The organism is Devosia sp., assembly GCF_024707125.1.
Classification (GTDB): domain Bacteria; phylum Pseudomonadota; class Alphaproteobacteria; order Rhizobiales; family Devosiaceae; genus Devosia.
Window position 1 is genome coordinate 874,018 of record NZ_JANQAH010000011.1, and the last position, 18,129, is coordinate 892,146.

The window sequence follows — 18,129 nt, forward strand, 5'->3', positions numbered from 1 at the left end:
CCATGGTCGCGGGCAGAAAAATCTATCGTCTGGCGCTGAAGGGGTTGTCCTTGAAGAGCACTTCACGGTCTTGCGTGAAATTGGCGAGCAGCGGAATGGCGGCGCCGCCCAGGGCGCGGGCACTCGTGCCGAGCGTTCCCTCGACGAGGCTAAAGGCCGAAAGTCCCTGCTGGTTGACCATCAGCAGCGCGGCGCGTGTCGCCTCGATGATGCGGCTGCGCACAGAGGCAGGAAAGGCGCCATCGATGACAACGGTCTCGACATCGATGACCGCGACCGACGACAGAATGGCATGGGCGAGATAGTCGGCCACCTGCACGATCCAGTTGTCGAGCGCCGGTCCGAGATCGTCTCCCCAATCGTCCGGAGATTGCCAGAGCACTTCGGCCCGCCGCCCCTGGCGAATGAGCTCGCGCTCCAGCACGTAGATGGAGGCCACGTTCATCAATTGCGGGGCCTTTCCGCCTTGTCCGAGGCCGGCCGGCATCGAGCCGAGAGCACCGGCATTATTGGTGCGCCCGGGGAAGAGATGGCCGTTGAAAACGAGGCCGCCGCCGATGAATGAACCGATGAAGACATAGAGATAGTCGACATATTCGGCGCCACGTCCGAACATCAGCTCCGCCGCACAGGCGGCGGTAATGTCATTGTAAAAATAGACTGGCCAAGGGCAAATCTGCGCCAGATCTGCCCTTATGTCCGTCTCGCGCCAGACATCGATATCCTCGCGTGGCGCACCGATTTCTTCCGGCCAGGTCCACATTTCATAGGGCGATGCGATGCCGAGCCCCGTCACGCGCCGCAGTGTCTCCGCCGGCAGTCCCGATTGCAGTTCGGCAAGGCCTGCCTGGGTGAATTCCCTGATGCCGGCGGGCGTCGGATAGGCATAGGTCTGGTGCAGGAAGCGCTGCACCTGGCCCGTGAAATTGATGAGCGAGAGATCGACGCTGCGGCGGCCGATCTTGAGACCGACCGAATAGGCGCCCTCGGGATTGAGCGAATAGGGAACCGAGGGTTGCCCGACCCTGCCCCGCACCACGGCCTCGCGGCGCAGGAGACCATCATGCTCGAGCTGGTTGGCTATGATCGAGATCGTCTGCGGCGACAGCCCCGTCATGCGCGCGATGTCGGCCTTGGGCAGGCTGCCGTGACGGCGCACCAGCGAGAGCACCAGCCGCTCATTATAGAGCCGCACACCGCTCTGATTGGTTCCGCGGCTGAGGTCGTCCGACCGCCCCCTTATCGTCCTGACGGCCCCCGCCAATTGCATCCTCCGCCTGCTGTTGCCCCTCGCCTATCGCAGGTTGGATCAGATTTCCAGCGGCTCTGCCGCCATCAAACGTCCGTCGCCGTGCCTCTGTCAATTAATAAATCCATCGGATTAACTTATTGACAGTGTCGATATGTCGTGGTGATCATCCCCGCATCGAGCAGCGCACGGGAGGAGACCGCAGCCCTGCTTGGAACGGCCCGACCGGAAGAGATTCGGCGCGCCCTTGGGAGGAGAACACATGAATAGGTTTTTGAAAGCCGCCACCGCGGCCGCCTTGCTGTGCACTCTTGTTGGCGGATCGGCCGCCTACGCACAGGACATCGTGGGCCTGATCACCAAAACAGAAGGCAACCCCTTCTTCGTCAAGATGCGAGAGGGCGCCCAGGCCAAGGCGACGGAACTGGGTCTTGATCTCAGGACCTATGCCGGCGAGTTCGATGGCGACAATGAAAGCCAGATCGCGGCCATCGAGAGCCTGATCGCGGCAGGCGCCAAGGGCTTTGCCATCGTGCCATCGGATTCCTCTGCCATCGTGCCGACCATCCAGCAGGCCCGCGATGCCGGTCTTCTGGTGATCGTGCTCGATACCCCGCTCGAACCCATGGACGCGGCGGATGCGACCTTTGCCACCGACAATCGTCAGGCGGGCCGCCTGATCGGCCAATGGGCGGCCGGCACGCTCGGAGACGAAGCGGCCAATGCCAAGATCGGCTTCCTCGATCTCGCGACCAATCAGCCGACCGTCGACTACCTGCGCGACCAAGGGTTTATGGAAGGCTTCGGGATCGATGTGAAGGATCCCAACCGCTATGGCGATGAAGATGACGCGCGCATCTGCGGCCACGAAGTCACGGCCGGCTCGGAAGAAGGCGGCGTCACGGCCATGGAAACGCTGCTGCAGCGTTGCCCGGATATCAACGTCGTCTATGCGATCAATGAACCGGCCGCTGCCGGTGGCTATCAGGCGCTGCAAGCTGCCGGCGTCGAGAATGTGCTGATCGTCGCCGTCGACGGCGGCTGCCCAGGAGTCCAGAACGTCAAGGACGGCATTATCGGAGCGACCTCGCAACAATATCCGCTCGACATGGCGGCGCTCGCTCTCGAAGCCATCGCCAAGTTCGCCGCCGACGGCAGCAAGCCGGAAGTGGACCCTGAACTGGGCTTTTATGACACCGGTGCGCGGCTCGTGACCGACAAGCCGGTCGATGGGGTCGAATCGATCGACACCACCGAAGGCGCCGAGCTCTGCTGGGGCTGATCCCGCCGACGCCCCTCCGGGACGACCGGAGGGGCATTTCTGCACCAATCTTTGCGAGCGGAGAGCCAGGGTATGAGTGACGACGCCACCGGTTCGGCCACGGCGGAGCGCGGTCTTGACCAAGCGACCCATGGGGTTGCCAGCTTCGAGGATGAAGCACCGAGCCTGCTGCGCCGCGTGCAGCATTTCTTCCACCAGAATCCGACCGCTATTCCGGCGATCATCCTGCTCATTGCCGTCGTGGTCTTCGCCTTTGTCAGCGGTGGCCGCTTCTTCGGCACGCTCAACCTGTCGCTGATCCTGGCTCAGGTGACCCTGATTGCCCTGCTCGGTACCGCCCAGACCCTGGTGATCATCACCGCCGGCATCGATCTATCCGTCGGCGCCATCATGGTTCTGTCCTCGATCATCATGGGCAAGCTGGCGGTCGACTATCAGGTGCCCGTGGCGATCGCCTTTCCGATCGGACTTCTGACCGGCCTCGTCTGCGGCCTGATCAATGGTATCCTGGTGACGGCGCTGAAATTGCCGCCTTTCATTGTTACGCTCGGCACCTGGAGCATTTACGGGGCGCTGATTACCCTCGTTTCCAATGCCGCGACGATCCGCTCGCAGGCGCTCGACCAGTTTGCGCCTTTCCTCAAGTCCATGGGCGCGCGCATTCCCTTAGGGGGCGGCGCTTTCCTCATGCTTGGCTCGATCCTGATGATCCTTGTCGCCGTGGTCATCTGGTACATGCTGAGCCGCACCGCTTTTGGCCGGCATGTCTATGCCATCGGCGATGATCCCCAAGCGGCGCGCCTTTCGGGCATTCAGGTCAATCGAACGCTTGTCGGCGTCTATGCGCTGGCAGGCCTGCTCTGCGGCATTGCCGGCTGGGTGCTGATCGGCCGGGTCGGCGCGGTCTCCCCGCTTGGCAATCAGACCGCCAATCTTGATGCCATCACCGCCGTCGTCATCGGCGGGACATCGCTCTTTGGCGGTCGCGGCTCGATCGTCGGCACCTTGTTCGGCGCACTTATCGTTGGGGTCTTTGACTCGGGGCTCTCGCTGACCGGCGTCGATCCGCTCTGGCGGCAGCTGACTGTCGGTGCCCTCATCATCATCGCCGTCGCTATCGACCAGTGGATCAGGAGGATTTCGGCATGACCGAGCCCGTGCTCGAGGCTCGTGGCCTCAACAAGCGCTATGGCCGTGTCGTGGCGCTCGACAATGCCGATTTCGACCTGCAGGAAAATGAGATACTTGGCGTCATCGGCGACAATGGCGCTGGCAAATCCACCCTGATCAAGGCCCTGTGCGGCGCCATCATCCCCGATGGCGGCGAAATTCGCCTCGGCGGCAAGGTCGTTTCCTTCCGCTCCCCGCTCGAAGCCCGGCTCGCCGGCATAGAAACCGTCTATCAGGACCTGGCGCTCTCCCCTGCCCTCTCGATTGCCGACAACATGTTTCTCGGCCGGGAATTGCGGAAGCCGGGTTTCATGGGGTCGGTGTTCCGCCGGCTTGACCGCACCCGCATGCAGAAAATCGCCCGCGACAAGCTCTCGGAACTCGGGCTCATGACCATCCAGAACATCAATCAGGCGGTCGAAACGCTCTCCGGTGGCCAGAGGCAGGGCGTCGCCGTGGCCCGCGCCGCGGCTTTCGGCAGCCGGGTCATCATCATGGACGAACCGACCGCGGCCCTTGGCGTCAAGGAAAGCCGGCGCGTGCTTGAACTGATGCTCGACGTCAAACGCCGAGGCCTGCCTATCGTTCTCATCTCGCACAATATGCCGCATGTCTTTGAGGTGGCCGACCGCATCCATATCCACCGCCTGGGGAAGCGCATTGCTGTCATCAACCCCAAGGATTTTTCCATGTCCGATGCGGTGGCCATCATGACCGGCGCGATGAAGCCGCCGGCAAACTAGGGGGCTGATATGGATCTGGGTCTGCGCGGCAAGGTCGCCATCATCACCGGAGGCACGGTCGGCATCGGCCTCGCCGTCGCCGAGGGTCTGGCGGCCGAGGGTACCAATGTGATTCTGGTGGGGCGGGACGGTGAGCGCGCCAGGCGTGAAGCGGACCGGGTCGCTGGGGTGCATGGTGTCAGTGCCATCGCAGTCCCGGCAGATATCGCCACCGCGGAAGGCTGCGACGCCGTTATTGCCGGTGCGAAACGGGCCTTCGGAGGCGTGGATATTCTCATCAACAATGCAGGCACCGGCTCGAATGAAACCATTCAAGAGGCCGACGACGCCAAGTGGCAGTTCTATTGGGACCTGCATGTGATGGCGGCGGTGCGGCTGGCACGGGGCCTCGTTCCCACCATGCGCGAGCGCGGCGGCGGCGTAGTGTTGCACAATGCCTCTATCTGCGCGGTACAGCCCCTCTGGTACGAGCCGATCTACAACACGACCAAAGCCGCGTTGATGATGTTTTCAAAGACGCTGGCCAATGAAGTGGTCAAGGACAATATCCGCGTCAACACCATCAATCCTGGTCTCGTGCTAACGCCCGACTGGGTAAAGACTGCCAAGCAGATCGCCGGCGAAGACGGCTACCAGCAGCACCTGCAATCGGTCGCCGACGAAGCCGGTGGCATGCGGCGCTTTGCCAGCCCCGAAGAACTGGCAAATTTCTTCGTCTTCCTGTGCTCTGACAAGGCAAGCTATTCGACGGGATCAACCTATTTCGTCGATGGCGGTTGGCTCAGGACCACTTAACCTGTTGTGGTTGCCTGCTTCGGCGAATCCTTGGGGGTTTTGTGACGCTGACGGATGCGCTAAAAGCGCTCGATCATATTAGGGTCCAAGATTGGCTCGCCCCAGCATTCCGCCCCCCGGCCTGTTCACGACGCGCGATGTTGCACTCGCTGCGGCATTGTCGCCGCGCGAGTTTTCCCTGTTGCTGGCAAGGGGCGTCGCGCCCGAGCCGCTCAAGGAAGTGCCGGGACGCGGCGGGCATCGGCTGTTTTGCAGCGATGGCCTGAGCCATGCGGCCGTGATCAGCGGCATTCATCATGCTGGACTTGAGCTTCTGGTAGCGGCACGGCTGGCGGCAATGTTGGTTGAACACTACAACCTTGGCCAGAACGGCAATCTCGCCAATTTTCCCAATGTCGAAGAGGCTTCGAGCCTTTACGAGGCGCATGCCTATCTCTTTGCCCGGCCCGATCTTTATTCACCCGGCAGGTCGCGCCAGGGTGACATCCTGATCGAAATCGAAAACGGCCAGACCCTTTCAACCGGTCTGCTGGATTTTGAGGCGCGCGCCTATTTCGATCGTGGCGTCGTGCTGAGTCTTGATGGGCTTGGCTTTCCGCCGCATCAGCACGGCGTGCAGGAAAAGACCGATCCGGTCAGCCTGGTTTTCTTCAACCTGTCGCTGGCGGTCCGCAATGCCTTCGATCGCATGCTGCAGGCCAAGCAAGGCACGCAGACGGCTTCCGTCTCAGCCTCTTAAGGGGTGCACGGTGCCGGTGACCGAAACCTGCACCGTTTGACCGATCTCCAGCACATGCGCCGACACGTGGTCGAAGCTGACCTTTACCCGGTCGCCGCGATAGAGCCGTTCGATCGTCACAGCGCTTTTGTTTCCCCGATCGAGAACTGATGCGACCCGCCATTCGACCGAAGTTGGCGCGGCGCCAATGGTCAACTGTTCGGGGCGCACAAGCACTTGTCCGGCACCCTCCGCCTGATCGTCATCGGGCAAAGGGAGCCTGCCCAGCGCACATTCGGCTGCGGCCCCGGTGAAATCAGCGGGCAGGATGATTGCTGCGCCGAGAAAGGCGGCGGTCGTGGCGTCGGCGGGCCGACGATAGAGGGTTTTGGGGCTGCCGGCCTGGATGAGCCGTCCCTCACGCAGGATCACCAGTTGATCCGCAAAACCCATGGCTTCGTCGCGGTCATGCGTCACGAGCACAGTGGCGACGCCTGCATGCGCCAGGATGTTCGCTGTCGCGTCGCGCATCTGTTCGCGGAGGCCCGCATCGAGTGCAGAAAATGGCTCGTCGAGCAGCATGAGGCGGGGTTGGCGCGCCAAGGCCCGGGCCAGCGCCACGCGTTGTTGCTGCCCGCCCGACAATTGGTGCGGCTGGCGCTGCGCCATGGAACGGTCGAGCTCGGTCATATCCATCAGGGCCAGCGCCCGCGCCGAGGCATCAGCCTCGGAGCGAATTCCGAAACAGATATTGTCGAGCACGCTCAGATGCGGAAAGAGCGCGCCTTCCTGCATGACAAGGCCGATATTGCGCCGATGAGCTGGGACGCCGACCGCTGGGTCCGCGATCAATTCGCCATTGAGCTCGATCTTACCAGCGTCCGGAGTTTCGAAGCCCGCGATCAGGCGCAGAAGCGTGGTCTTGCCCGAGCCGGATGGGCCGACGATCACCGTGCGAGAGCCCATGGCGACATCGAGGCTGACATCGGCCAATGCGGTCGTCGTGCCGTAGGTCTTGCCGAGATTAGCGATGTGAAGAACGGTCAAGACAAACGGGCTCCGGTGGCCTGGCTATGAAGGATGATGCAGAGCGGCAAAGAGAGCACAACCATGGCGAGGGCAAAGGGGGCGGCTCCGACATGGTCGAATTCGCCGGTGCGGGCCCAGAACTGGGTGGCCAGCGTTTCAGTCCCGATAGGGCTCAGCATCAACGTCGCGGTGAGTTCGGTGGTGATGCCCATGGCGACCAGCGCCATGCCGGCGGCAATGCCGGGAAAGGCGAGGCGCAGGGTGACGCCGACGACGGCCGCGAGTGGCGGACGGCCGAGCGCCGTGGCAGCGCGTTCGAGCTCTACCGGCACCTGCGCGAGGCTGGCGCGCACGGAAACGATGGCGCGCGGCAAATAGAGCAGAACATAGGCGAGCAGCAGCGTCGCGACGGTCTGGTAGAGCGGCAGCGCCACCCGCACCGTGACGGCGACCAGCGCCAGGGCGACGATGACACCCGGAAGCGCGCCCACCTGAAAGTGAATGTTTTCGAGCGCCTTCTGCACGGGTCCGGGCGCGCGGGCGGCAAGCCAGGCAATGGGCAAGGCCATGATGCAAACGGTGACGGCACCGGCCAAGGCATAGCCGGCCGTTTGCCAGGTCGCGGTGGCAAGCTGGGGCAGATGCCAGGACTCGATGCCACCGACAAGAAGCCAGCGGAGCAGCGTCACGACGGGCAGCCCGATAGCCAACACGGTGACCAGAAGGGGAAGCGCCATGAAGAGAGGCCACCAGGTACCCAGCTTGACGAGAGCGACCTGGCGTGCCGCGCCGCCACCGACACGGGCATAGCGCCTTTCGCCACGCAGCCAGGCTTCGGCAGCAAGGAACAGTACGGCGAGAAGGACGAGCACGATCCCCATCAGATTGGCCGCCGGACCGTCATAGACAGCCTGAAACTGGCTGACGATGGCGACGGTCAGCGTGTCATAGCGAATCAGCACATAGAGCCCGTATTCGGAAAGAAGATGCAGCGCGATCAACAGCGCACCGCCCGAAATGGCGAGCCGCAATTGCGGCAGCACGACGCGCAGGAAAACGGCGAGCGGCCTGGTGCCGAGCGTTGCTGCCACGTCTTCCATGGCGGGATCAAGCCGGCGCAATTGGGCGATAACAGGCAGGTAGACCAGGGGGAAATAGGCGAGGACAGAGACGAGCACGGCCGGCCACAGGCCGCGGAGCACCGGAATGGCACTGTCCCAGGCATAGGCCTGAACAAAGGCGGGAATGGCCAAGGGCGCCACTGCAAGCCAGCGCCAGAGCGCGCGCCATTTGAGATCGCTGCGCTCGGTCAGCCAGGCCAGGGCCAGCGCCAGCGCAATGCTGAGCGGCACGGCGAGGACTTCGAGCAGCATGGTATTGATGAGCAATTCGCCGATGCGGGGGCGAAACAGCAGCGCGCTCGCCGTGTCCCAGCCGGATTGGACCAGGACGACCAGAACGAAGCCAACGGGAAGCAGGGACAGCGCCGCGACGGCTATCGCGGCAGCAAGCACAAGGGGCGACGCTCCACGGCGGCGATGCCGATAAAGGCGCATTGGCACGCCAACGCGGCCCTTATTCGGCAATGCCTGGTGCATGGGCGGTCAGATCACCCCTGCAGCGGTCATCAACTGCACCACTTCCTGCGCATTGAGCAGCGACGGATCGATTTCGGGGCTGTCGATGGTCGAAAGCGGGGGCAGCGCCGGGTTGGGCTCAATACCGCTGGCAATGGCATATTCGTAGCTATGCCCATCGCGCAGGATCGCCTGGCCCTCGGGCCCGGTGACGAAAGCAAGAAACTGCTGCGCGGCTTCCGGATTGTCCGAAGCCTTCAACACGCCGCCACCCGAAACCGAGATGAATGCGCCGGGGTCCTTGTTGGCGAAGTAGTGCACTTTTAGCTTGTTCGAGCTTTCGCCCGTGCCGGCCTGATCGCCGAAATAATAGTAGTTGTAAATCAGGGCCGCTGCCACTTCCCCGACATTGGCGCCGCGCATGGCTTCGAAATTGCCGCGATAGGGCAGCGCATTCTGCTTGAGCCCGACGAGCCAGTTGGCGGTTTCCTCGGTCCCGCGAAGTTCCAAGAGGGCGGAGACGATCGCCTGGAAATCGGCACCGGCCGGCGCTGCGCCCCAACGGCCCTGCCATTCGGGATTGGCGAGGTCGAGCATGGAGACGGGCAGCTCATCTTCGCTGATCATCTCGGTGTTGTAGACCAGCATGGTCGTGCGGGCGGCAATGCCGGTCCACATGCCGCTCTGCGGCCGGAACTGTTCGGGCGTATTGGCGAGGGTTTCCGGGGCAACCGGCAAGAACAAGCCTACCTCTTCCACCATCGTCATCGCCGGCGAATTCTCGGTGAGGAAAATATCGGCCGGCGAATTGAGCCCTTCCTGCACGATCTGATTGGCCATCAACACGTCGGTGCCCTTGCGGATCGCCACCGGAATGCCGGTCTTGGCGGTAAAGGCATCGGCCCATTCCTGCGTCAGGGCCTGGTGCTGCGAGGTATAGACGGTCAGCCCATTGTCCTGCGCCAGCACTGAAGTGGCGAGGGTCAGCGTCAATGCGAGCGTGGTGAGAAAAGTCCTGGTCATGCGATTGTTCCCTTACGATTCCACCCACAGGCGCTTGAGATTGGCGCTGCTTTTATTGATCAGTTCGAATTCTTCGGACTTGCCCTCGCGCTCGAAAATGGAGCGGGCGACGCGATCGAGATCGAAGAGGATTTCCCGTTCATCGGCACGCCGCACGAGGCTCTGCGCCCAGGTCACCGCCACTTCGCGGCGACCGCGCGTGACCGGTTCGACGCGATGGAGGACCGTGGTCGGATAGACAATCGCCGAACCGGCCGCGAGCTTATAGGCAGCCTCCCCGCCAGTCGTTTCCATAACCAGTTCGCCCCCGTCATAGGTGTCGGGTTCAACAAGAAAAATCGTCACCGAGATATCGGCCCGCATGTGGTCCGGCCCCATCAGGGGATTGTCCATATGGGTGCCGAATTCCATGCCCGGCTCGTAGCGCGCAAAAAGCGGCGGCGCGAAGCGGCGCGGCAACACAGCCCCCGCAAAGACCGGATTGGCCTTCAAGGCGGCAATGACCTTGTCCTGCGCAGCGGCGAGCGCTGGCCCGGCCCCAAGCTGCTCGTTGTTTTTAACCAGCCGCGATGCCCAGCCCGAGCTGAGCACACCATCGACGAAAACGCCCGACCCAATGGTGCCGCGCAGATCCGCCAGAGCGTCGCGATCAAGCACGTCGCCGATACACAGGATCATGTGGCTGTTCCCCTCGCAGGCAAAAGTTGACACTCAGTGTCAGTTACATAGTTGACACTAACTGTCAGTTTATCTACCCCTTGGCTCGGCGGTCCGCAAGCCGCGAAGAACAGGCCTGGAGGGTTTCTCGTGGAGCGTCGCACGCGGATTTGGATGGGTCTGGGCACGGCCTTGCTGGTGGGCGGCGTGGGTGCAAATTCGCCTGCTATTGCCCGGCAAAATCCCGGTCTTGAATCCGAAGTCCAGCAGCCCTCCCCCTTGCAGCCGACGCGTCCGCGCGTGCTGGTCGCCCAGGCTGAGGCGGCCGGTGAAGGCGGCCCTGGCGAAGGTGGCGGGGCCGTGCTGGGCACGATCACCGAGTTCCGCCTTTCGACCAATGATCCCAGCGCCTTTGCTTACGATGCCAAGAGCCAGGTTTCGGCCTATGCCGCGCTGGTCTACGACACCTACGCCGCCACCAATGCAGCGGCCCAGGCGCTCAATGATGCCGTAGCGGCCCTGCAGGCTTCCCCAACCGACGAGACCCTGGCCGCCGCCCGCACCGCCTGGCTTAAGGCGCGCGAAGCCTATCTCAAAACCGAGGCCTATCAGTTCTATGCCGGGCCGGTAGACATTCCCGCCATATCGGCCGATGCACCCGGCGGCCCGCTGCCGCGCCTCAATGGCTGGCCGGTTAACCCCGCTACTATCGACGCCATCCTGGTGGACGCGGCCCAATCGCTCAATTTCCGCGCCATTGCCCGGCTCAATACCGTCGAGCCGACGGTGAACATCACCACAGGCCTGCATGTCGCCGAGTATCTGCTCTGGGGTGTTGACGGCGCGCTGCCGGCCTCGGTCTTCGAAGGAGACCAAGGCGCGCGTCGTGGTGAATACCTTGCCTCAGTAGCCCGGCTTTTCGTCAATGACACAGGCGCACTTGTTGCCGCCTGGGCACCCGATGTCAGCAACAATTATCGCGCTTCGGTCGAAAGCATGGATCAGCGCAATGCGCTGGGCCGCGCCTTCAACGGCATGACAGTGCTGATCGGCTACGAAATCCCGTTGCGCCGCATCGGCGCCGCACTCTTTCCGGCCAACAAGAACTTTCAGCCCTCGCCATTCAGCGGGACTTCCGAGGTGGACAACGCCGCCTCCTTCGCCGGAGCGCGGGCGGTCTATTTCGATAGTGGGCTCGATGCGCTGGTCAAGGCGAGCAATGCCGAACTGGCGGGCAAGATCGAAGCAGGCTTTGACCGCGCGATCAAAACCCTCGGCGCGATGAACGCACCCTATGCCCGGTTCCTCGCCCCCGCTTCCGGCAGTCCCGAACGCGCTGCAGGCGAGGACGCTGCCCGCGCTCTGACCGATCTGGCACGCGACCTGCGCCAGGCTGCCAACCAGCTTGGCGTGCTCGTCGTCGTACCCGGCATGTAGCCGGCAACAGATTTCGACCGTCGGGCAGTGGTCCGCCGGAGAAAACGCAGGCCCGGATGCCACCGATCCGCCGTCCCGGCCCAACTGGAGGACTTTTATGCTTACCCGTAGCCTCATCATCCTCGGCACCGCGCTGATGGCCAGCACCGCCATGGCGCAGGACATCACCTCTTCGGTCGATTTCACCACCGACAAGGCCAATGACTTCCGCGGTCTCGCCTATGGCGCCGACGGCAAGATTTACGTCTCGGGCCACATCGGCAATCCCAGCGCCGAAACCAATCCGGCCTCGCACGTGATCGTCGGCCGCTTCAATGCCGATGGCACCCCGGATACCGGTTTCAGCGAAGATGGTTTTGCCGAAGTCGACCTGCCGGGCGGCACGATCGAGCAATCGCTTGCCGTGGCTCCGCTCGCCAATGGCGATGTGGTTGCTGCGATCAATGCCACCGAGGAAGATGGCGGCATTTCCGTCTATCTCGTGCGCTTCGACGCCACGGGCAAGCAGGTGACCGGCGACGCATGGGGCGGCGAGACTGGCGCCCTCGAAGTCGTCTTCGGCTGGGCCAACGCGAACAATGACGCCTTCCCCGGCGTCGAAAACCCGCCGCAGGATACCGCCTGGGATCTCAAGGTCGACAATTCGAGCGGCGAAGAAAAGCTCATCGTCGCCGGCCACGGTTCGGCCGCCGAAGGCTCGGGCCGCACGGATGCCGACCGCTATGTAGTTCGGCTCCTGGCAGCCGACGGCTCGGTTGACGCCTCCTTCAATGGCGGCAAGCCCTTCACCTACCAGTCGGCCCAGACTTTTAACGAAGGCGGCCGCCGCGTGACCCTGGGTGCGGACGGTTCGATCATGAGCGCCGGCTACACCAACCTCGGCGAAGCACTGCGCAACCACGTCATCCTGATCCATCTCAATCCCGATGGCTCGCTCGACGAGAATTTTGGCGGCTTCGTCTCCCCGCAGTCCTCGGCTGAAGCCGTGGGCCTTGCCGCGACCCCCGGCATTGCGATCTTCAACCCGTTGGTGGCCGATGGCGGCTTTGCCGAAGGCTATGCCGCGGTGCAGCTTTCCGATGGCAGCTGGGTGACGACCGGCTATGGCGGCGCAACTGCCGAAGCAACGCCCTCGACCCTGGGCTTCAAGACCACCGAAGCGCCTGATCTCGTCGCGTTCCGCGTCAAGGGCAAGGAACTCGACACCACCTGGGGCAGCAATGGCTCGGCCGTAGTGCAGTCCGAGGGCCTGACGGGCCTTAAGTCGGCCGAAGAACGCGGCCGCCTCCTCGTGGGTCTGCCCAATGACCGTACCCTCCATGTCGGCTACTTTGGTGGCATCCCGTCTGCCGTCGCGCTCGACAGCACCGGCAAGCTCGATACCACTGTGAGCGAAGACGGCATTCTTGCTTTGCCGAACGACACTGTGTCCGCCCAGTTCTTCGGCGCGGCCGTGTCGCCCGATGGCAAGCAAGTGGCTCTCACCACCAACAACAATGCCGGTGGCGCGCGCCTCGTGATCCTCGACCTGCAGGAATAGACCGATACAAATCTGATGGAATGGGCGGCCGTAACGGCCGCCCATTTCGTATTTGGACGAGAGAAATGAAGATAGTTCAGCGCACGGCCCTGATCGTCGCAGCCTTCTTGGCCTCCGCATTGCCGAGCCATGCGCAGGACGCAGCCTCGCCCGCTCCGGCATTGCTGGCCGACACCATCGCCCTTGGCGAGCCGATCTATATGCGTCGCTGCCAGGAATGCCACGGCGCGAAGGGTGGCGGCTTTGTCGGCCCAAAACTCTCCGGCAATCAGCGCCTCGCCAATGCTGAATTCGTCATTCGCCAGATCACCAATGGCAGCGCCGACATGCCCGCCTTTGGCAAGCGTCTGACTCCCGAGGAACTGCTGGCCGTTGGCACCTATGTCCGCAATTCCTGGGACAATAGCTACGGTGCTTTTGCGGAGTGAAGGTGGATTGGGCCCGCTCACCATTGCGGTTACGTCAATCCCTCTTCGCCCGTGGCGAGGGGCGCTTCGGGGGCGCCCCCTACCTGATACTCGCTTGTTATTCCGCCGGCTGAGTCCGAAGGTGATCGGCGTTTCTGGGCTTGCCCTCCCCGAGCGCGCCCTGCCCCAGCGCTACGATGATGGCACTAGCTGCGCCCGCCACTACCGAGACCCAGAAGCCATGCTGCGGGCCATAGGCGTCGACGAGCCAGCCGGCGGTGAATGATCCCAATGCCATGCCGATACCGATGCCGGTCATCACCCAGGTGACGCCTTCGGTGAGCATGGACTCCGGAACGCGCCGCTCGATCAGGCCGAACGCGGTGATGAAGGTTGGCGAAATCGCGACGCCGCTGATGAACACGGCAACCGCAAGCGCTGCCACCGAGCTCGTGGAAAACAACAGCGGGATCGAGGTCACCGCCAGCACCCCGACGGCGATCATCAACTGGCGATGCAGAGCCATCTTTGGGTTGATCGCACCCAGCACAAGGCCAACCACGAATGACCCCACTGCATAGACGCCGATGACGAGGCTAGCAGCGCCGGCCTGTCCCAGGTCCTCGGTGATCGCCACTGCGCTGACCTCGGCAGTGGCGAACATGGCACCGACAAAGATCAAGGCCAGAGTGATGATCTGGACCGGGCGCAGACTGATGGCCGAGCCCCGCGCTCTTCCGCCATCATGCGCCCGCACCTTTGGTTCGCTGCCGCGCTGCAGCAGGAAGGCCACTGTGCCCAAGGCAAGAAACGCCGTGCCGGCAATCATACCCGCTTCCGGAAAGACCGACACGGACAAGGCCACGGAAACAGAAGCACCGGCGATGTAGACGAGTTCATCGGCGGAAGATTCGAAGGCAAAGGCGGTGTTGAGTTCGGGACGGTCACGGAAGAGTTCGCTCCAGCGGGCGCGGACCATGGCGGAAATGCTGGGCATGCTGGCCGCGAGAAGTGCCGATACAAAGAGCGTCCAGATCGGCCAGTTCTGGTTTGCCGCCAAGATCAGCGCGACGAAGGCGAGGACCGAAACCAGCATGGCCGGGGCCACCACGGCGGATTGTCCGTAGCGGTCGACCAGACGCGATATCTGCGGCGAGGCAAAGGCATTGGCGATCGCGAAGGTCGCCGAAACGGCGCCGGCGAGCCAATATTCCCCGTGGGTCTGGGACAGCATGGCGACGATCCCGATCGGCGCCATGGCCATGGGCATGCGCGCGACAAAGGCGGCGGCGGCAAAGCCCTTGGCGCCGGGCGCCCGGAAGATCTGAGCATAGGGGTTGGACATTTCACCCATCCTTGATGAACTCTCGCAACGCTTATATACGTTACGTATGTGAAATGGATATTGGCATACATCTCGTATGTCAATCCAAATGCGTTGCGTATGCGAATGGAGTGACATGGCCGGAAAATCGCGGAAGGAAACCATGGCCGAGACCCGCCAAAAGCTCCTGGCTGCGGGACGAAAGGCTTTTGGCACTATTGGCTATGCAGCCTCCTCCATGGACGACTTCACAGCGGAGGCCGGGCTCACCCGCGGCGCGCTCTATCACCATTTTGGTGACAAGGAGGGATTGCTCCGCGCTGTGATCGAGGAGATCGACAGCGAAATGTCGGAGCGCCTCCTCGCCATCTCGGTCAAGGCACCGACCCGATGGCAGGGGCTGGTCGACGAATGGATCGCCTATATCGAGATGGCGCTCGAGCCCGAGATTCAACGCATCATGTTCCGAGACGGCCCCGCCGTGCTCGGCGACCTCTCACAATGGCCCAATGCCAATGCCTGCATCATGGCACTCAAGAGCAATCTGGATGCCGTCAAGGCCGAAGGGCAATTGATTGACCTCGACACTGAGGTCGCCGCCCGCCTGATCAATGGCGCGAGCACCCACGCAGCGACCTGGATTGCCGGTGCCGACGATCCCGAGGAAACCTCGAGGCGCGCAGTAGCCGGGTTCCGGGCGCTGCTCGAAAGCCTGCGGGTATCAGCGACCGACCTGGAAGGGGCAGCGAAAGCCAGGCGATAGCCGCCGGCCCTTCGGCAGCAGGATCGGCGTTCTACCGCGTCGGAGAGGTCTGCACCGCCCTCGATAGACAGCATCTTGCCATAGTCGTTATAACGTCATAACACTATTCTGTGCAGCGGTTTGGAGAAGCCGCTGACATGAGGATGGGAGAACGACAATGAAAGCATGCAAGGGATGGCACCTGGCCACAATCGGCGCGCTGATGATGGCGACGAGCGTGGGGACGCAGGCAGCCGAGATTTCGTTTCTGACGCATTGGGGTCCGGATACGGTGGCGCTGCTCGACGCCGCCATCGACAAATATGAAGCCGCCAATGCAGGCGACACCGTCACCGTTCGCGCCGTGCCCTTTGGCGACCTGCTGACGACGCTCCGCACCTCGGGTGGCGGCGCGGGGGTGCGACCATTGCCGGCATTTATGATGCCTGGCTGCCGGATCTGGTGCGCGACAGCCTCGTCAGTGCCGCGCCGGAAGCCGTTGCCGGCGATACCATGGCCAATTGGCCCGCTGGCGTTGTCAGCGCCGCCTCCGTCGGCGGTTCGCTCTATGGCATTCCCAATGAAATCGACGTCTATGCGCTCAACTATAACAAGCGCCTCTTCGAGGAAGCCGGCATTGCCGAGCCACCGAAAACCTGGGACGAATTTTTGGCCGCGGCCGAAAAGCTGACCGATGCGTCGAAGGGCCAGCAGGGTTTTGGGCTCATCAATTCCTGGGCTGCCGGCGTGCTGCATCCCTTTGCCTCGCTGCTCGTGTCCAATGGCGGCGACCTGATCGTCGATGGCAAGCCGGTGCTCGATAGCCAGGCGGCCAAGGAAACTTTTGAGCTTTATGAAAAGCTCATCACCTCGGGCTTTTCCGACCCCGCCATGGCAACCGCCGACGCCAATACAACCGGGCCTTTCCTCGACAATTTCGTCTCGGGCAAGACCGGCATGATCATCATGGCCAATTGGTGGGAATCCGCCCTCAAGGCCGGCATGGGCGATGCCTTTGCCGATATTGCTACCGCGCCCATTCCAGTCGGCCCCTCGGGCGACACGGCGCGCTCGATTTCCTATTCCTGGATGACCGTGGTCAACGCCCAGGCAGCGCCCGAAGAACAGGAAGCAGCCTGGAAATTCCTCTCCTGGCTCAATGGGCCGGATTCCGGTGAAAACGGCGCTTCGGCCATGGGCGATATCCTGATGTCCATGGGCATCCTGCCCTCGCGCACGTCCGACGTTGCTACCTTTGGCGACCGTCTTTCGAGCGATCCGTTCCTGCTCGGCTATACGGAAACCCTGTCCGACGCAAAACCCTTCCCGGTGGTTTTGGGTGGTCAGGAATTCTCCGAATCCCTGCAGCAGACGCTTGAAGCACTGCAGTTCGGCCAGGTGACCGCCGCCGATGCCCAGGCCAATGCCCAGGCTGACGCTACGGAAATCCTCGAACGCAACGCCAAGTAGTCATCCATTTGAGCGGGCGGGGCTGCTTACCCCCGCCCGCATTTCCTACCCCAGGCAGATTTTCCGGATGACAGGCCGCCAGACCCGCTCGACCATCGGCATGCTCGCGCCCGCCACGGGGCTCATTGCCATTTTCGTCCTTGTGCCCATGGTGCTGACCATTGGCCTCTCATTCACGCAGTGGTCGACGCAGACGGGTTTTGAAACTGCCAGCTTTGTGGGTCTGGCCAACTTTGCCGACCTCCTGGGACCGACATCCATCGGCCGCGACTTCCGCGCCGCCTTCGGGAATACCGCGATCTATACCGCGCTGTCGGTGGCGCTGATCCTGCCGCTGTCCGTAATGCTCGGCCTTCTCGTGCACCAGACCTTTGCTCCCGGCGGCATCCTGCTGCGCACCGTACTCTTTTCCACCTATATGGTGCCGATGATCGCCGTGGCGCTCGTCTGGTCCAAGCTCTATTCCCCGACCGAAGGGCCGATCAACCAGATGCTCGGCTGGGTCGGCATTCCGCCGCAGACCTGGCTCTCCTCGCCAAGAACCGCACTGGTCTCCATCGTCATTCTCAATGTCTGGCAGCAGGTGGGCTATTTCACCGTGCTCGCCGTCGCCGGCCTGACGCAAATTCCGCGCTCGCTTTATGAAGCCGCGCTTGTCGATGGCGCCTCGGCCTGGATGCAGTTCTGGAGGATAACGCTGCCGCTGCTGCGCAATACCTTGCTGTTCTCGGCCGTCATCGCCGTCATCAATGCCGTGCAGGTGTTTGAGCCCGTGGCGCTGATCACCCAGGGCGGGCCAGTCAATTCCACCAATGTCATGACCTATCATATCCGCCGCGTCGGCATCGAGCGCGCGCAGGGCGGGTTGGGCTCGGCCATGGCTGTCACGCTCATGCTGTCGCTGATCGTGGTCATCGTCCTGCTGTTTACCCTGCTCCGTGACCGGGGAGAACAACGATGAGCACC

Annotated in this window: 17 protein-coding genes; 11 read left to right on the forward strand and 6 right to left on the reverse strand. The window is 62.8% G+C overall.

Annotated elements, in window-relative coordinates:
• Positions 1-22 precede the first annotated feature (22 nt).
• Positions 23-1,264 carry an ROK family transcriptional regulator gene (locus tag NVV77_RS18975; RefSeq protein WP_295415534.1) on the reverse strand — a complete coding sequence of 414 codons (1,242 nt, stop codon included), beginning with the start codon at positions 1,262-1,264 and terminating at the stop codon, positions 23-25.
• Between the two features lie 247 nt (positions 1,265-1,511).
• Here NVV77_RS18975 and NVV77_RS18980 point away from each other — a divergent pair, with 247 nt between their 5' ends.
• The 5 genes from NVV77_RS18980 (at position 1,512) to NVV77_RS19000 (ending at position 5,978) form a co-directional block, all read left to right on the forward strand.
• A complete protein-coding gene (locus NVV77_RS18980) occupies positions 1,512-2,531 on the forward strand; it encodes a sugar ABC transporter substrate-binding protein (protein ID WP_295415536.1) in 1,020 nt (339 codons plus the stop codon).
• 72 nt (positions 2,532-2,603) lie between these two features.
• A complete protein-coding gene (locus NVV77_RS18985) occupies positions 2,604-3,680 on the forward strand; it encodes an ABC transporter permease (protein WP_295415538.1) in 1,077 nt (358 codons plus the stop codon).
• Positions 3,677-4,444, forward strand: coding sequence for an ATP-binding cassette domain-containing protein (locus tag NVV77_RS18990; RefSeq protein WP_295415540.1), 768 nt, complete (start codon positions 3,677-3,679; stop codon positions 4,442-4,444). The genes NVV77_RS18985 and NVV77_RS18990 overlap by 4 nt, the downstream gene beginning before the upstream one ends.
• A 9-nt stretch (positions 4,445-4,453) precedes the next feature.
• Entirely contained in the window at positions 4,454-5,239 is a 786-nt protein-coding gene (locus tag NVV77_RS18995; RefSeq protein ID WP_295415542.1) for an SDR family NAD(P)-dependent oxidoreductase, read from the forward strand.
• Positions 5,240-5,330: 91 nt separating this feature from the next.
• Positions 5,331-5,978, forward strand: a complete 648-nt coding sequence (locus NVV77_RS19000) for a hypothetical protein (protein WP_295415544.1) — start codon at positions 5,331-5,333, stop codon at positions 5,976-5,978.
• Here NVV77_RS19000 and NVV77_RS19005 read toward each other — a convergent pair.
• From NVV77_RS19005 to NVV77_RS19020, 4 genes are all read right to left on the reverse strand, one after another.
• Positions 5,967-7,004: an ABC transporter ATP-binding protein gene (locus NVV77_RS19005; protein ID WP_295415546.1), complete on the reverse strand. Its 1,038-nt coding sequence runs from the start codon at positions 7,002-7,004 to the stop codon at positions 5,967-5,969. The genes NVV77_RS19000 and NVV77_RS19005 overlap by 12 nt on opposite strands.
• On the reverse strand, positions 7,001-8,500 hold the full coding sequence (locus tag NVV77_RS19010; protein ID WP_295415548.1) for an iron ABC transporter permease: 1,500 nt from the start codon (positions 8,498-8,500) through the stop codon (positions 7,001-7,003). The genes NVV77_RS19005 and NVV77_RS19010 overlap by 4 nt, the downstream gene beginning before the upstream one ends.
• 90 nt (positions 8,501-8,590) lie before the next feature.
• Complete coding sequence (locus tag NVV77_RS19015; protein WP_295415550.1) at positions 8,591-9,586, reverse strand: iron ABC transporter substrate-binding protein; 996 nt, start codon at positions 9,584-9,586, stop codon at positions 8,591-8,593.
• A 12-nt stretch (positions 9,587-9,598) separates the two neighbouring features.
• A complete protein-coding gene (locus NVV77_RS19020) occupies positions 9,599-10,264 on the reverse strand; it encodes a Fe2+-dependent dioxygenase (protein WP_295415552.1) in 666 nt (221 codons plus the stop codon).
• 129 nt (positions 10,265-10,393) lie between these two features.
• Here NVV77_RS19020 and NVV77_RS19025 point away from each other — a divergent pair, with 129 nt between their 5' ends.
• The 3 genes from NVV77_RS19025 to NVV77_RS19035 all read left to right on the forward strand — a co-directional run bounded on the left by NVV77_RS19025 (position 10,394) and on the right by NVV77_RS19035 (position 13,648).
• Positions 10,394-11,680 (forward strand): imelysin family protein, encoded by a 1,287-nt coding sequence (locus NVV77_RS19025; RefSeq protein ID WP_295415554.1) that lies wholly within the window; start codon positions 10,394-10,396, stop codon positions 11,678-11,680.
• Between the two features lie 97 nt (positions 11,681-11,777).
• Positions 11,778-13,220 (forward strand): hypothetical protein, encoded by a 1,443-nt coding sequence (locus tag NVV77_RS19030; protein WP_295415556.1) that lies wholly within the window; start codon positions 11,778-11,780, stop codon positions 13,218-13,220.
• A gap of 65 nt (positions 13,221-13,285) precedes the next feature.
• Positions 13,286-13,648 carry a cytochrome c gene (locus NVV77_RS19035; protein WP_295415558.1) on the forward strand — a complete coding sequence of 121 codons (363 nt, stop codon included), beginning with the start codon at positions 13,286-13,288 and terminating at the stop codon, positions 13,646-13,648.
• A 97-nt stretch (positions 13,649-13,745) separates the two neighbouring features.
• On the opposite strand, the gene NVV77_RS19040 is transcribed toward NVV77_RS19035, so the two are convergent.
• On the reverse strand, positions 13,746-14,972 hold the full coding sequence (locus NVV77_RS19040; RefSeq protein WP_295415560.1) for an MFS transporter: 1,227 nt from the start codon (positions 14,970-14,972) through the stop codon (positions 13,746-13,748).
• A 115-nt stretch (positions 14,973-15,087) separates the two neighbouring features.
• On the opposite strand from NVV77_RS19040, the gene NVV77_RS19045 reads away from it, so the two are divergent.
• The 3 genes from NVV77_RS19045 (at position 15,088) to NVV77_RS19055 (ending at position 18,124) form a co-directional block, all read left to right on the forward strand.
• Positions 15,088-15,714, forward strand: coding sequence for a TetR/AcrR family transcriptional regulator (locus tag NVV77_RS19045; protein WP_295415562.1), 627 nt, complete (start codon positions 15,088-15,090; stop codon positions 15,712-15,714).
• Positions 15,715-16,155: 441 nt separating this feature from the next.
• Positions 16,156-17,163, forward strand: a complete 1,008-nt coding sequence (locus NVV77_RS19050) for an extracellular solute-binding protein (RefSeq protein ID WP_295415564.1) — start codon at positions 16,156-16,158, stop codon at positions 17,161-17,163.
• Between the two features lie 67 nt (positions 17,164-17,230).
• Complete coding sequence (locus tag NVV77_RS19055; RefSeq protein WP_295415566.1) at positions 17,231-18,124, forward strand: carbohydrate ABC transporter permease; 894 nt, start codon at positions 17,231-17,233, stop codon at positions 18,122-18,124.
• The last annotated feature ends 5 nt before the right edge of the window (positions 18,125-18,129 follow it).

Bases quoted from the DNA above. Each gene is read 5' to 3' on its own strand.
- NVV77_RS18980 (WP_295415536.1), top strand. From the start codon at position 1,512: ATGAATAGGTTTTTGAAAGCCGCCACCGCGGCCGCCTTGCTGTGCACT.
- NVV77_RS18985 (WP_295415538.1), top strand. From the start codon at position 2,604: ATGAGTGACGACGCCACCGGTTCGGCCACGGCGGAGCGCGGTCTTGAC.
- NVV77_RS18990 (WP_295415540.1), top strand. From the start codon at position 3,677: ATGACCGAGCCCGTGCTCGAGGCTCGTGGCCTCAACAAGCGCTATGGC.
- NVV77_RS18995 (WP_295415542.1), top strand. From the start codon at position 4,454: ATGGATCTGGGTCTGCGCGGCAAGGTCGCCATCATCACCGGAGGCACG.
- NVV77_RS19015 (WP_295415550.1), bottom strand. From the start codon at position 9,586: ATGACCAGGACTTTTCTCACCACGCTCGCATTGACGCTGACCCTCGCC.
- NVV77_RS19020 (WP_295415552.1), bottom strand. From the start codon at position 10,264: ATGATCCTGTGTATCGGCGACGTGCTTGATCGCGACGCTCTGGCGGAT.
- NVV77_RS19030 (WP_295415556.1), top strand. From the start codon at position 11,778: ATGCTTACCCGTAGCCTCATCATCCTCGGCACCGCGCTGATGGCCAGC.
- NVV77_RS19035 (WP_295415558.1), top strand. From the start codon at position 13,286: ATGAAGATAGTTCAGCGCACGGCCCTGATCGTCGCAGCCTTCTTGGCC.
- NVV77_RS19040 (WP_295415560.1), bottom strand. From the start codon at position 14,972: ATGTCCAACCCCTATGCTCAGATCTTCCGGGCGCCCGGCGCCAAGGGC.
- NVV77_RS19045 (WP_295415562.1), top strand. From the start codon at position 15,088: ATGGCCGGAAAATCGCGGAAGGAAACCATGGCCGAGACCCGCCAAAAG.
- NVV77_RS19055 (WP_295415566.1), top strand. From the start codon at position 17,231: ATGACAGGCCGCCAGACCCGCTCGACCATCGGCATGCTCGCGCCCGCC.